Origin of the sequence: Moritella sp. (genome assembly GCF_033791185.1) — a bacterium.
Lineage (GTDB): Bacteria > Pseudomonadota > Gammaproteobacteria > Enterobacterales > Moritellaceae > Moritella.
Genome location: NZ_JASJHF010000192.1, coordinates 1 through 12,826 on the forward strand (window position 1 = coordinate 1; position 12,826 = coordinate 12,826).

The following is a 12,826-nucleotide window of genomic DNA, read 5'->3' on the forward strand; positions in this document are numbered from 1 at the left end:
GATGAGCTAGTTAGCATCCCAATGGCTGGCAGTATTTCAAGCTTGAACGTATCAGTAGCAGCTGGTGTTTGTTTGTTTGAAGTTGTTCGTCAACGTCAGGCTAAGTAACTGCAGATTATTGTTTAACATTAATTGAAAGCATAATTAGTGTGCATAAAAAAAGCGTCCGATGGACGCTTTTTTATTAACTGGTGTTTATTCTACGGTTGTTGGTGGTGACGCTAACCAACAACCACTGACTCTGCGACTAAGCGTCCATCACATCAGATGCTTGGCTCTTACCTTCGCTATCGACATGGGTTTCGCTACTGGCGATACGTCGGCCTCTTGGCATTTTCACCACTAATGTTTTGGCTAAGTCATCATGTAGACAGCGGCGTTTATCACCTCTAAAGATAGCCAAGAAATTACTGATGGTAATGATAAAGCCAAAAAATGGCAGGTAAGCAGCAACCCAAAATGGCAGGTAGCGTTTGAGGATGATGTCTTGCAAGCTTAAGCGTTGGCCATTTTCACCAACCACGGCTATCCCGATAATACGTTTACCTAAGGTCTGGCCGTATTCTTTTAGTAGGTAGCTGTTTAATGCCATAAATAGCAGGATTTCAAGTAACGACACTTTGACTTGGGTAGCAAATGAGATCGTGAAGTTTTCATCGACACCAGCGCCTAGATTGAGTAAATCAAAACCGAGAATAAACGGGACTAACATAATCGTTGGAAAAACGATTTTATCTAATATTGCGGCTTGAAAACGTTGTGCTAACGTAGCAAGTTCCACATATTGACGAGATGATGAAGGTTCTGGTTGCATATGACTTCTATAAATGAGTTAGTTAACTGGATTTAGACCTAGATGATAATCAATCCTTAGCGTAACAATCAAGATCTACTCGCACTTATTTATTCAACCCAAGTTTATTCAATCCAAGTTTTGATTCACAGGGTAAAGATTATTGCTATTATGTTCGATGATGTTTAATTTTAGTATATGGAATGAGTTATGACTTGGATGTGCTGTCAGTTTAGTGAGTTGTCGAGTTTGCAGCTTTATGATGTGTTGCAATTACGCGCTGCTATTTTTGTGGTCGAACAAGATTGTCCTTATCAAGATCTTGATGGTTTGGACGTTGACCCTGAAACGCGTCACTTACTGCATTATAATGACCACGGTGAGTTAGTGGCTTATCTACGTATCTTAGCGGCAGGCGTGAGTTATCCTGACGTAGCGATTGGCCGTGTGGTTACTGCGGCGTCAGCACGTGGACAGGGGCTCGGCCATCAGTTATTAGAACGAGGTGTTGATGCTGCAAAATCGGTATGGCCTGCGCAGGACTTATACCTTTCCGCACAAGCGCATCTACAGCACTATTATCAGCGTTATGAATTCGTTACTGTGACGGCTGAATATTTGGAAGATGGGATCCCTCACGTTGGTATGCGTTACAGTGTGAGTTAGTTTTGTAGATATTTACGATTATCTGTCAGTCTTGGTTGTATTGTCGGCAATGACACTATATAATTCGCGGTCTCAAAATTAGTCATTTTTCTATACGTTCCTTGCCTCGATGGACCGACTAAGCCAGAGCCGAGGCTGATTAAACCCGTGAGGAGCTTACGATGCGTCATTACGAAATCGTATTTATGGTTCACCCAGATCAGAGTGAACAAGTTACAGGCATGATTGAGCGTTACAGCGCAGTTGTTACTGAAGCAAATGGTACTATCCACCGTCTAGAAGACTGGGGTCGTCGCCAATTAGCATACCCAATCAACAAACTTCATAAAGCTCACTATGTTCTTATGAACATTGAAGCTGGCCAAGATGTTATTGATGAGCTAGAAAATAACTTCCGCTTTAACGACGCAGTGATCCGCAACATGATCCTACGTACTAAAGGTGTAGTTACTGAAGCTTCTCCAATGGCTAAAGCTAAAGAAGAACGCCGTGAAGCGCCTGCTGCTACTGAAGCACCAGCTGCTGAATAATAGCGTTTTAGCTATAGGTATTTGTTTGTTGGATAACATTTAGTTATCCAATTATTTGAGAAGATTTTAGGAGATTTTAATTATGGCACGTTTTTTCCGTCGTCGTAAATTCTGTCGTTTCACTTCTGAAGGTGTTACGGAGATTGATTATAAAGATATCGCTACGTTAAAAAACTACGTAACTGAAAGCGGTAAAATTGTACCAAGTCGTATTACTGGCACACGTGCTAAGTACCAACGTCAACTTGGTCGTGCGATTAAACGCGCACGTTACTTGTCTCTACTTCCATACACTGACTTACATAAGTAAGCTATTGTTTGGTCGTCAAGACTAACTCTATATTTTTGAGGAAAGGTAATGCAAGTAATTTTATTAGACAAGATCGCTAAGTTAGGTAACTTAGGCGAGACTGTTAACGTTAAAGCTGGTTATGCTCGTAACTTCCTTTTACCGAAAGGTAAAGCTGTTCTAGCAACTAAATCTAACGTTGAATCTTTTGAAGCACGTCGTGCTGAACTAGAAGCATCTGTAGCTGCTGTTAAAGCAACTGCTGAAGCTAAAGCTGCAACAATCAACGCTCTAGAAGCTGTTGTAATTGCAACTAAAGCTGGTGACGAAGGTAAGATTTTCGGTTCTATCGGTACTCGTGACATCGCTGATGCGATCGTTGCTGCTGGTGTTGAAGTTGCTAAAAGTGAAGTTCGTCTTCCTGAAGGCGCTTTACGTACTCTTGGTGATTTCGAAATCAGCATCCAAGTACACAGCGAAGTATTCGCAACTGTAAATCTACAAGTTGTAGCTGAAGCTTAATTTAAAGTTTAACTTTAAATTAATTTCAGAATAAAGCCATGGCCTATGCCATGGCTTTTTTTATAGCTATTATTTAGAGCTATCTCAGAGGTTACTCCATAAGCGGGTCATACCACTATTTTGGATAGCCAGTGATCTTACGAATAGATTTGTATAAAGGCTGTAACTGTTTATACATGTTCAAATACACATCGCTATAAAGTGCTTCGTAGATCTTCACTACGTCAGGTTGCGGTTGGTATATCTTATTCACCCTTGTCATCGCCGCGATAGCGTCATCAAAATTAGCATAAATACCTAAGCCAACAGCGGTAACAATCGCAGCACCTAGCCCTGATGTTTCATAGGTATGTGGTTGCTCTGCCGGCATATTAAAAATATTAGCCGTTAATTGCATGGCGATATCACTTTGTGAGCCGCCACCTGATACTCTCAAAGTGTCAATGGTGACTTTGTTACGCTTACTTATTCGTTCTTTACCTTCACGTAATGCATAGGCAAGTCCTTCTAAAATCGCGCGATAGATATGAGTCCGAGTATGTACATCACCAAAACCAATGATACTACCTTTTGCTTCAGGACCAGGGTCACGTGCACCGGGTGTCCAATAGGGCTGCAGCATCAGTCCCATTGAGCCAGGCGGTATTTCGGCAACTAAGCGGTCAAATAAGACTTCAGGTGCAATACCTTCGGCGTCAGCAATATGTTGCTCACGTAAACCAAACTCTTTTTTGAACCAACTGATCAACCAAAAACCACGATAAATCATGACCTCAGAAGAATAGTGGTGCGGTATAGCTGACGGAAATGGCGGAAGATGCGGCGTCGCTTCTACATATTTAGCCGTGGTAATATTGATGGTTGCGGTTGTGCCAAAACTTAAACAAGCAATATTTGGCTTATTCCCCCCAGAGCCAATTATTTCACAGGCTTTATCGGCCCCCGATGCGATAACCGGTAAACCAGCAGGAAGGCCGGTATAGGCTGCGGCTTGCTCGGTGATATGGCCAATCAGTTCGCCTGGTTGGATCAGTTCAGGTAACATTTTAGGTTTGATCCCGAGCATACTCCAACGCCAATCTGATTCTTTATGCCAAGTTAGTTTTTTGTAGTCAAAAGGGATATATCCCACTTGGCTACCTACCGAATCGATATACTTATCGGTGAATTTATAATTGAGAAATCCAGATAAAAGCAAATATTTGTCTGTTTCTGCCCAAATTTCTGGTTGGTTTTGACGGATCCAGATCGCTTGTGATTTTTCTTGAAAGCGCTGAATAATATCCTCGACTCGGGCTATTTTAAATAGCCAATTCCATGGCCATTGCACGGGTTCTTCAGCAGCATGTCGTTGATCTAACCAAACCATTGCGGGACGAAGTGCTTTACCAGCCTTGTTCAAGTTGACGACCGTGCCACGTTGTGTGGTGACAGTCATCCCGACGATATGGGATTTGTCAATTTCAGGTTTTGCATCAATATCTTGCCAAAGTTGCGTACAGGCTTGCTTTACCGCAAGCCAGTAATAGTCAGGCTCTTGCTCTGCCCAACCTGGATTTTTGGAAAAGTAAGGCGTGATAACTTGCTGTCCCTTGGCAAGCAGGTTGCCTTGGATATCGAATAATAAGGCTCGCACGCTTTGTGTGCCATTATCGATACTAAGCAAGTAGCGATGTTGTGATGGTGTTGGAGTACGACTATCCATGTGCTGATTCCCTCCGACTATGCTAGCTAATGTGTGCGTGTTTGGTTTGCGCGGATGCAATTTTAGGTAAACTATAATGACGTAATATCATGTCATTATAACGTTCAACCTCTTGTTGCCACTGCTTGTCATCCCAGTTTAAACTTTGCTGACAAAGCGGTTTTAATTTGGCAAATAACTCGCTGCCACCATCAGGGATCAATAAGCCAAGTCGACTCCGACGCAGCAATAAATCATCCAGATGCACGACCATTTCATTGGCTAAAATCCACTTGATTTCAGCTAATGTCGTATTGGTTGAAGCAATGGTATTTAACTCAGCACTGTCTGCGTTATTGATGACCGCACTATAATTTTGACCGTAGTGACTTTTTAAACGCTGTAGTTGGTGTGGTTCGACAGTTAGGTTTATCGATTGCTCTGTGACTGGTCTAAATAAATCCATTTTACGATGCTTGCTAATATCTAGATTGGGCAAATAATTTTTTGCTGCCTCGAGTACATCAAGCGCGATCAACCTGAAGGTTGTTAACTTTCCGCCTGCCACGCTGACTAAACCATTTTCATTCCAAATGGAGTGTTCACGTTTTTCATCGGAAGGTTTGGTATTGTTAATATTATCCGAGCTACTAACAACTGGGCGAATGCCGGCAAACGTTGAAATAACATCATCTTCGCAGATGTCTGCTTGCGGGAATTGTAGGTTGATCCCCTTCAGTAAGTAATCAACTTCCGTCTGGCTAATTGTAGGCTGTTGATCAAGGCTGCTGTTGTGATCTAAATCTGTGGTACCAATCACAGTGCTATTTTCCCATGGGAAAGCAAATATTGGCCGCTTGTCATCAGGGTGAAAATAACTGACAGAGTAAGCGAGGGGCAGGCGCCAACTTGGTACGATCAAATGACTGCCACGTAATGGCCTGATGGATTTTTTGGCATTAAGCTGTTTACGCAATTCATCCGTCCAAGGGCCTGTTGCATTAACAACGACTTTGGCTGTCAAGTCAAATGCTTGTCCGGTTGTGGAGTCACATACCGCTAGACCTGTGACTTGTTCACCGGACTGAATCACGGATTTAGCTTTGACATAGTTGATTGCACAACCACCAAGCTCTTGTGCTTCTTGCAGTATACGCATCACCAATCTGGCATCGTCAGTAACGGCGTCAGCAAACTGAGTCGCGCCGCGTAATTTATTCAGATTCAGACCCGGGGCATAAAAATCTCCCACGGCGTTATTAATATAACTGTGATTTCGCTTACCACCGATCCAGTCATAAATAGTGAGTAGGGTATTGAACACTATCGGGCCGGGAAAGCCAAAGCGGTAATGGCCCATTAAAAATTGCAGCGGGTCGACTAAGCCGGGTAATTCATTAAGCAACTTCTGTCGCTCCGTCACTGCGTCTTTTGTCAGACCGTATTGACCGCTACCTAAATAGCGTAAACCACCATGAACCATCTTTGATGATTTACTCGATGCACCCCAAGCAAAGTCATCTTGTTCAATAAGTAAAACGTTGAGCCCTGCTTGTGATGCGGTTAATAATACGCCTGCCCCCGTGATACCACCACCGACAATGATCATATCCCATGGCTGACTGGTTTGTTGTAGCGTAGCGAGCTGCTCAGCTCTATTCATATTTGCTAAAATGTTACTCATAATATTCACCTAACCTGCTTGCTGTTGACCATTATCATCACTTTTGCTGTCTGCAGACAGAGCGCTCAATGGGCTTGCTTTCTGGCTGAGCAAGCAACCTGGATTTAAGATCTGTTGCGGATCAAAGGTATCGCATAATGCTTGGATCGCTTTGATCGTTAATGTCCCTTTTTCAGTTTCTAGGTACGGTTGATGATCTTTCCCTACACCGTGTTGGTGACTGATGGTACCGCCATTTTCAACAATTATTTTTGATGTGGTCTTTTTGAGTACTTCCCACTGTGCAATTGTTTCTTTATAGCTATCACCCGCTTTGAATACATAAGAGGTATAAATGCTCGAACCTTGCTGATAGAAGTGAGATAAATGCGTAAATACATGGATCTTATCTAAGCTATTGTCGCTATTTTCGGCCAGCACAGTACGGAGGTTGGTTTCGATTTTAGCGAGCAAGTTATCGACATTGTTCCAGTCTGTTGCGGTTTCAAGCGTATCCACCACATAGCCTTTTTGCCATAATGCTTCACGGAAGTAAGGCATAGTAAAGCGTTTTTCAGCCCACTTATTACCCATGTATGATCCCGTATATACGCCTTTAAACGCCCGTGTGATCTGTTTAAATTGTTTAAGCGAAGTGCTGCATTGGTATTTAGTCCCTGTCAGGCCAAATGTCATCATACACTTGCCTGCTTTACAGCCAAAAAATGATAAGCCCTTTTCTAATAAGCCAATTTCTTTTTCGTGGCCTGCAAGTGCAAGTTGGGTTTCGGTTTCGATGGCATTACTTAAGCGCAGCATCGACAGTGGTACATCGGATTGCACCAGTGTTTTCGCTGCACTTTTTGCCTGATGCCAACTTGGGAAAAAGCAAACGTAGAAGTTTTCTTGTGCTGCCACTTTACGCACGTTAACTTTGACTTCAGATAGAATACCCATACGGCCTTCAGAACCAGCTAGGATGGCTTTTATATCGGGGCCTGCCGCTGATGCAGGGCAAGTTGGTATCGATAAACGTCCGATGGGAGTGATTACCTCACCGCCGGCGAACATGTTTTCAATACGCCCGTAGCGAAGTGATTGCTGACCGCTTGAGCGTGTCACAACCCAACCACCAATTGTTGATAATTCAAATGATTGTGGGAAGTGACCGAGTGTATAACCCTGTGCTCTTAGTTGTGCTTCCACTTGTGGGCCTGGTGTACCAGCACCAAATGTGGCTACCTGGCTTTCGGTATCGAGGGAAATAAGGCGATTCATTCGACTCATATCTAGCGTTAGAATGGCTTGCTCTGATGCAAATGGGTTAATATGTCCCGCCACGCTTGTGCCGCCACCGTAAGGAATAACGATAATATTTTCTTGGAGGCAAAATGCTAAGATGTCTTCGATTTCTGCATTGTTCTGAGGGTAAGCCACACCATCAGGGAAATACTCAAAATCACCACTGCGCATGGCTAACCAATCGGGTAGGCTTTGGCCCCGAGCATGGCGAATTCGCACTTCAGGATCGCAGTTAAATAACGGGTGGTGAGGTAATCTCGATTCGGGAACTTGCTTAATGACCTCTGCAAGTGGGGCATCTTCGAGCGGTGTTGTGGCTCCGGCTTTCGCGAGTAAGAATGCATCTGCACTGCTTGGCAAATCTAATTTATTGGCTTCATCGCCCCAACCATTCCAACGTTTCATAATCTCACTTCCTCTGTCATATTTCGGTATAACATCAGTTTAAGTGTAAAGCTCTTCTGATAGCATTGTCGTATTGAGCCAACATCAGTATCAAATTAGGACTAACTCACAATACCTTAAGGTAAAGCTGGTTATACTCAATAATACGTATTGAATAAGGATGATTCAGTTATGGTGGGGTTAGGCTCAGTGTCAGTGCCAGTGGTAAAACAGTATTTACGCTATGTTGAAACATTGGATATCGATGTCTCGGCGTTATTGCTGAGTAGTGATATATCGGCCACGATGTTGACTCAAGAAAGTGAGCGTATTAGTGGTGAGCAATTACAGGCATTTTTAACCAACCTGATTATTACCACTGATGATCCTTTATTCGGTTTAAAAAGTGGCGCCTTTGTTGAAACCGGCTCTTACAGTGTGCTGGGGTATATAACGATGACATGTGCGACACTTGAGCAAGCCCTGGAACGTATTCAGCCTTATGAAAAACTGGTGGGTGATATGGGGGTGACGTCTATTAATTACCTACCGCAGCAATTAGTAATAAACTGGCATTGTGCTTATACGTTTGCCGAGGTGCGAGAACAAATGGTGGATAACGTTTTTGCTTCTTGGCTGGCTTATGCCCGTTGGCTATCAGGGCAAGAATTAGGTCCACTAGAAGTACACTTACAACGTGCAGAACCTGCGTCTGAACTCATCCACTATTATCAGCAAATTTTTGCGTGTCCGGTGCTCTTTTCTCAACCAAGCAACAGCCTTATTTTACCGCGTAAATATCTGAATATACAATTAAGGCAGCCGGATCATAGCTTATTACAAACCCTTGAATTACATGCTGCAGGGCAAGTTTCAGCACTGGGTGAAGCGCATAGCTTTAGTATTCAAGTTAAAGATATTATCCGCATCTTATTAGCCAAAGGGATCAGCCGTAAAGATATGGTGGCTGGGCAGCTCAATATGAGTGAGCGGACGTTGCAGCGAAAGCTACAGCAGGAGCAAACCTGCTATCAAAAATTACTCGACGAAGCGCGTTTATCATTGGCTCAGCAATATTTAACTGAAACACAATTGGCTGTGGATGATATTGCCATGCAGCTAGGGTTTAGTGAAACCCGTTCTTTTTTTCGAAGTTTCAAGCGTTGGACGGGGCAGACTCCCAGTCTTTACAGAGAATCGAGTTCACATAAATCAGGCTAAACAAATGATTTATCATACAAGCCCTTTCATTTTTCGAGTATGAGGATTAAAATTTGCCACAAATAATAAAGTTGAACCCTATACTGCTTAACAGCAGGATGCAATTAGTGAGTATATGATGAAAAAAATTACAACAATGATCGTTGCGTTAACATGTTTAGTACCGTCTTTATCTATGGCGGCGGGTGATGCTGCTGCTGGTAAAGCGAAAGCGGGTGTATGTGCAGCTTGTCATGGTGCAGCTGGTATTTCAGCTATCCCTATGTACCCCAATTTAGCGGGTCAAAAAGAAATGTATTTAGTTAATGCATTAAAAGCATACAAGGCTGGTCAACGTACAGGTGGCATGGCACCTGTGATGTCTGGTCAAGCAATGGCGCTATCTGATGCTGACATTGACAACCTAGCGGCATACTTCTCAAGCTTAAAATAATATTGAGTGCGCATTACTAAGTTAATCAGCCTCATGATGAGGCTTTTTTATTAACCAATAAATCATCAAACACTTCCTCCATATAAATATTTATCACTTCATTGGTGATTTCATTTCCCCTGCAGAGTTATTTTTAGGATAATGGCGAATCACACTAAATTTCGTGAGCACTAGCATGGCCGAAAAACGTCAAAACCAGTTTCAAAATCAGTTTTCAAAAGATAAAAATAGAAAAGACAGTGCTGTTGATGCGCTTAAAGTGCCGCCGCACTCGTTTGAGGCTGAGCAATCGGTTTTAGGTGGCTTATTCATTGATAATGAAGCTTGGGATCGTGTTACCGAATTTATTGTGGCACAAGATTTTTATAGTCGCCCACATCAACTTATCTTCGAAGCAATGGCAAAACTGGTGGACCAACATATCCCACTGGACATTATTACCGTTTCCGAATGGTTAGATAACGAAGAATTACTCGATGACGCGGGTGGTTTTGCTTATCTGGGTGATATTGTTAAAAATACCCCAAGTGCGTCCAACATTACCGCTTATGCCAATATTGTGCGTGAGCGTGCGGTAGTACGTGAGCTTATTGCGGTTGCTAGCGATATCAGTGAATCAGGTTATGATCCACAAGGGCGTAAAAGTACAGACCTACTTGATTTAGCTGAAAGTAAAGTATTCCAAATTGCAGAATCAAGACAGACAGAAGGTCAAGGCCCGAAAAACCTCGAAAGCGTACTGCAAGAAACCGTGGATAAAATCGAAGAGCTCTATCAAACCCCCCATGACGGTGTTACTGGTGTGGCCTCGGGTTATAACGACCTTGATGGTATGACTACCGGTTTCCAACCCTCAGATTTGATTATTGTTGCTGCCAGACCGTCGATGGGCAAGACGACTTTCGCGATGAACTTGTGTGAACACGCGGCATTAAACGAAGATAAACCAGCGGTTATTTTCTCACTAGAGATGCCTGCAGAACAGATCATGATGCGTATGCTGGCATCACTGGGTAAAATTAATCAGACCAAAGTACGTACCGGCCAATTAGATGATGATGATTGGGCGCGCCTATCGGCAACCATGAAGAGCATGCTTGAACAGGGTAAAATGTACATCGATGATAGCTCAGGTTTGACCCCGACTGAAGTACGTTCGCGCTCTCGTCGTATTGCCCGTGATCATGGTGGTATCAGCATGATCATGATTGATTACCTGCAATTAATGCGGGTGCCAGCATTAAGCGAGAACAGAACCTTAGAAATTGCCGAAATTTCGCGTTCATTGAAATCGCTTGCTAAGGAACTTAAATGTCCTGTTATTGCCTTATCACAGCTTAATCGCTCGTTGGAACAACGTGCTGATAAGCGCCCGGTTAACTCGGATCTTCGTGAATCAGGCTCTATTGAGCAGGATGCCGATTTAATTATGTTTATTTATCGCGATGAAGTTTATAACGATGATTCGCCTGATAAAGGCACCGCCGAAATCATTATCGGTAAACAACGTAACGGCCCGATTGGTAAAGTCAGACTGACCTTTAATGGTCAATTCTCACGCTTTGATAACTTTACTGGTCCTGCTTATGATGATGATTATTAAGGAATAGCTATGCGTTCAGCAACGGCTGAAATATGTTTGCAGTCATTGCAGCATAACGTTAAACAGATAAAAAACATTGCCCCAAACAGTAAAATAATGGCGGTTGTGAAAGCCAACGCTTATGGTCATGGTCTACTCGCTGTCGCCAGAGCGCTTAAAGCTGTTGATGCATTTGCAGTGGCACGGGTTGAAGAAGCATTAACACTGCGCAGTGGTGGCATTGTAAAACCGATCTTGTTGCTTGAAGGTTTTTTTTCGACAGATGAATTACCGATCTTAGTGGCGAATAATATCCAAACGTCCGTGCATATTGAGCAACAGCTTGCGGAACTCGAAGAAGCAGATTTAGATGCACCAATTCATGTGTGGTTGAAGATGGATACAGGCATGCATCGTTTGGGCATCCGCCCGGATAACTGTAAGCGTGCGATAGAACGCTTAAAGAACAATACCAATGTGGTGCAACCAGCACGGTTAATGACCCATTTTAGTTGTGCTGACGAAGTCGATCGAAGTATTACTCAGCGCCAAATTGATTTATTTGATGAATTGGCTGCGGATGAAATGGGTGAGCATTCTATTGCCAATTCAGCTGGGGTATTGGCTTGGCCAAGTGCGCGCAGAGAGTGGATCCGCCCTGGCATTATGCTATATGGTGTATCACCGATGATCGGCGCGACAGCAATAGACCATAACTTGAAACCGGTGATGACATTAACCACTGATTTGATTGCGGTACATGATATCAAGCAAGGTGAAACAACTGGCTACGGTGGTATTTGGAGTGCGCCTGAAGATACCCGGCTCGGTGTTGTTGCTGTGGGTTATGGTGATGGCTATCCACGCATGGCCCCTGAAGGCACGCCTGTATTAATTAATGGTCGTATCGTGCCGATTGTAGGCCGTGTATCTATGGATATGTTAACCGTCGACTTAGGTGCGCAGTGCCAAGATAAAGTGGGTGATAAAGTGATCATGTGGGGGGCAGGCTTACCAGCAGAATTGGTTGCAGATCACATCGGAACCATTGCTTATGAGTTGGTAACTAAGCTTACACAACGAGTTACGCTTAAATATTTATAAAATATAGCTAGCTGTAATACCCTTGTTTTATTTTATATACCTGAGAAAGTTAAGTTATATCAATTCATTATATTAAAAGTGATGTCTATTCATAAATGTTAACGTAATTTACGCATGAATTTATGGATGGTTTATCTGCAATTTGTGAATTAATTACGCTATGATAACCTAGAGTTTAAACTCTATTTATTTGTTTTAAGGCTTGAATTGGGCCGATAATAGCAAATTGTTGTATTATTTATTTGATACTCAGTAATTAATACAACATAGATAGATGTATCTAATGGTTTTGATTAAGCTTATTTATCTCACTTTATATAATTTAATTTGTACAACAGTATGAGGGCATATGACAGAAAATAACACGACGCAAAGAAACCTTCCTAGACAGGAAAGGAGCCTTGAAAGAGTAAAGCAAATTATTGATTCTGCGGCAGCTTTGTTTGATGAGATTGGTATTGCTAATGCTACCCCTTCTGATATAGCCAAAGCATCGGGCTTAACCAGAACATCGCTATACCGTTATTTTCCAAATAAAGCATCAATTATTCGTGCATTAGCAGAGCGTCATCTGCAAGCGTTACAATTACGTTTTTCAGCGGTGCAAAGTGATTTACCGCTCGAAGAGCGTATTGAACTGATTATCGAAACAT

General features: G+C 42.8%; 14 protein-coding genes. 10 read left to right on the top strand and 4 right to left on the bottom strand.

The genetic code is table 11. From position 1 onward, the window contains the following. The coding region (locus QNK26_RS11600; RefSeq protein WP_319223122.1) for a TrmH family RNA methyltransferase at positions 1–108 on the top strand (108 nt) is incomplete at its 5' end. Positions 109–247: 139 nt separating this feature from the next. Here QNK26_RS11600 and QNK26_RS11605 read toward each other — a convergent pair. Next, positions 248–814: an RDD family protein gene (locus tag QNK26_RS11605; RefSeq protein ID WP_319223108.1), complete on the bottom strand. Its 567-nt coding sequence runs from the start codon at positions 812–814 to the stop codon at positions 248–250. A gap of 189 nt (positions 815–1,003) precedes the next feature. Between QNK26_RS11605 and QNK26_RS11610 the strand changes: the two genes are divergently transcribed. The 4 genes from QNK26_RS11610 (at position 1,004) to rplI (ending at position 2,800) form a co-directional block, all read left to right on the top strand. Continuing rightward, positions 1,004–1,459: a GNAT family N-acetyltransferase gene (locus QNK26_RS11610; protein ID WP_319223109.1), complete on the top strand. Its 456-nt coding sequence runs from the start codon at positions 1,004–1,006 to the stop codon at positions 1,457–1,459. A 161-nt stretch (positions 1,460–1,620) separates the two neighbouring features. Further along, entirely contained in the window at positions 1,621–1,989 is a 369-nt protein-coding gene (gene rpsF / locus QNK26_RS11615) for a 30S ribosomal protein S6 (protein WP_319223111.1), read from the top strand. A gap of 82 nt (positions 1,990–2,071) precedes the next feature. Then, entirely contained in the window at positions 2,072–2,299 is a 228-nt protein-coding gene (rpsR, locus tag QNK26_RS11620; protein WP_006030173.1) for a 30S ribosomal protein S18, read from the top strand. 48 nt (positions 2,300–2,347) lie between these two features. Continuing rightward, positions 2,348–2,800, top strand: coding sequence for a 50S ribosomal protein L9 (gene rplI / locus QNK26_RS11625; protein WP_319223112.1), 453 nt, complete (start codon positions 2,348–2,350; stop codon positions 2,798–2,800). Between the two features lie 115 nt (positions 2,801–2,915). Here the strand turns inward: rplI and QNK26_RS11630 are convergent, their stop codons facing one another. From QNK26_RS11630 to QNK26_RS11640, 3 genes are read right to left on the bottom strand one after another with little or no spacing between them, the layout of a single operon-like run. Then, complete coding sequence (locus QNK26_RS11630) at positions 2,916–4,505, bottom strand: FGGY-family carbohydrate kinase (protein WP_319223113.1); 1,590 nt, start codon at positions 4,503–4,505, stop codon at positions 2,916–2,918. A gap of 22 nt (positions 4,506–4,527) precedes the next feature. Next, positions 4,528–6,168, bottom strand: coding sequence for a glycerol-3-phosphate dehydrogenase/oxidase (locus QNK26_RS11635; RefSeq protein ID WP_319223115.1), 1,641 nt, complete (start codon positions 6,166–6,168; stop codon positions 4,528–4,530). A 9-nt stretch (positions 6,169–6,177) separates the two neighbouring features. Then, positions 6,178–7,854: an FAD-binding oxidoreductase gene (locus QNK26_RS11640; protein ID WP_319223117.1), complete on the bottom strand. Its 1,677-nt coding sequence runs from the start codon at positions 7,852–7,854 to the stop codon at positions 6,178–6,180. Between the two features lie 171 nt (positions 7,855–8,025). Here QNK26_RS11640 and QNK26_RS11645 point away from each other — a divergent pair, with 171 nt between their 5' ends. From QNK26_RS11645 to QNK26_RS11665, 5 genes are all read left to right on the top strand, one after another. Next, a complete protein-coding gene (locus QNK26_RS11645; RefSeq protein WP_319223118.1) occupies positions 8,026–9,054 on the top strand; it encodes an AraC family transcriptional regulator in 1,029 nt (342 codons plus the stop codon). A 118-nt stretch (positions 9,055–9,172) separates the two neighbouring features. Then, positions 9,173–9,487, top strand: coding sequence for a cytochrome c (locus tag QNK26_RS11650; protein WP_319223124.1), 315 nt, complete (start codon positions 9,173–9,175; stop codon positions 9,485–9,487). A 175-nt stretch (positions 9,488–9,662) separates the two neighbouring features. Then, positions 9,663–11,090 (top strand): replicative DNA helicase, encoded by a 1,428-nt coding sequence (gene dnaB, locus QNK26_RS11655; protein ID WP_319223119.1) that lies wholly within the window; start codon positions 9,663–9,665, stop codon positions 11,088–11,090. A 9-nt stretch (positions 11,091–11,099) separates the two neighbouring features. Continuing rightward, positions 11,100–12,173 (top strand): alanine racemase, encoded by a 1,074-nt coding sequence (alr, locus tag QNK26_RS11660; protein WP_319223120.1) that lies wholly within the window; start codon positions 11,100–11,102, stop codon positions 12,171–12,173. Positions 12,174–12,522: 349 nt separating this feature from the next. Beyond that, positions 12,523–12,826: TetR/AcrR family transcriptional regulator (locus tag QNK26_RS11665; protein WP_319223121.1), on the top strand; the 304-nt coding region annotated here is incomplete at its 3' end.

Coding starts and splice junctions, on each gene's coding strand:
- QNK26_RS11635 (WP_319223115.1), bottom strand. CDS start 6,168: ATGAGTAACATTTTAGCAAATATGAATAGAGCTGAGCAGCTCGCTACG.
- QNK26_RS11650 (WP_319223124.1), top strand. CDS start 9,173: ATGAAAAAAATTACAACAATGATCGTTGCGTTAACATGTTTAGTACCG.
- QNK26_RS11645 (WP_319223118.1), top strand. CDS start 8,026: ATGGTGGGGTTAGGCTCAGTGTCAGTGCCAGTGGTAAAACAGTATTTA.
- QNK26_RS11630 (WP_319223113.1), bottom strand. CDS start 4,505: ATGGATAGTCGTACTCCAACACCATCACAACATCGCTACTTGCTTAGT.
- alr (WP_319223120.1), top strand. CDS start 11,100: ATGCGTTCAGCAACGGCTGAAATATGTTTGCAGTCATTGCAGCATAAC.
- QNK26_RS11605 (WP_319223108.1), bottom strand. CDS start 814: ATGCAACCAGAACCTTCATCATCTCGTCAATATGTGGAACTTGCTACG.
- dnaB (WP_319223119.1), top strand. CDS start 9,663: ATGGCCGAAAAACGTCAAAACCAGTTTCAAAATCAGTTTTCAAAAGAT.
- rpsR (WP_006030173.1), top strand. CDS start 2,072: ATGGCACGTTTTTTCCGTCGTCGTAAATTCTGTCGTTTCACTTCTGAA.
- rpsF (WP_319223111.1), top strand. CDS start 1,621: ATGCGTCATTACGAAATCGTATTTATGGTTCACCCAGATCAGAGTGAA.
- QNK26_RS11640 (WP_319223117.1), bottom strand. CDS start 7,854: ATGAAACGTTGGAATGGTTGGGGCGATGAAGCCAATAAATTAGATTTG.
- QNK26_RS11610 (WP_319223109.1), top strand. CDS start 1,004: ATGACTTGGATGTGCTGTCAGTTTAGTGAGTTGTCGAGTTTGCAGCTT.
- rplI (WP_319223112.1), top strand. CDS start 2,348: ATGCAAGTAATTTTATTAGACAAGATCGCTAAGTTAGGTAACTTAGGC.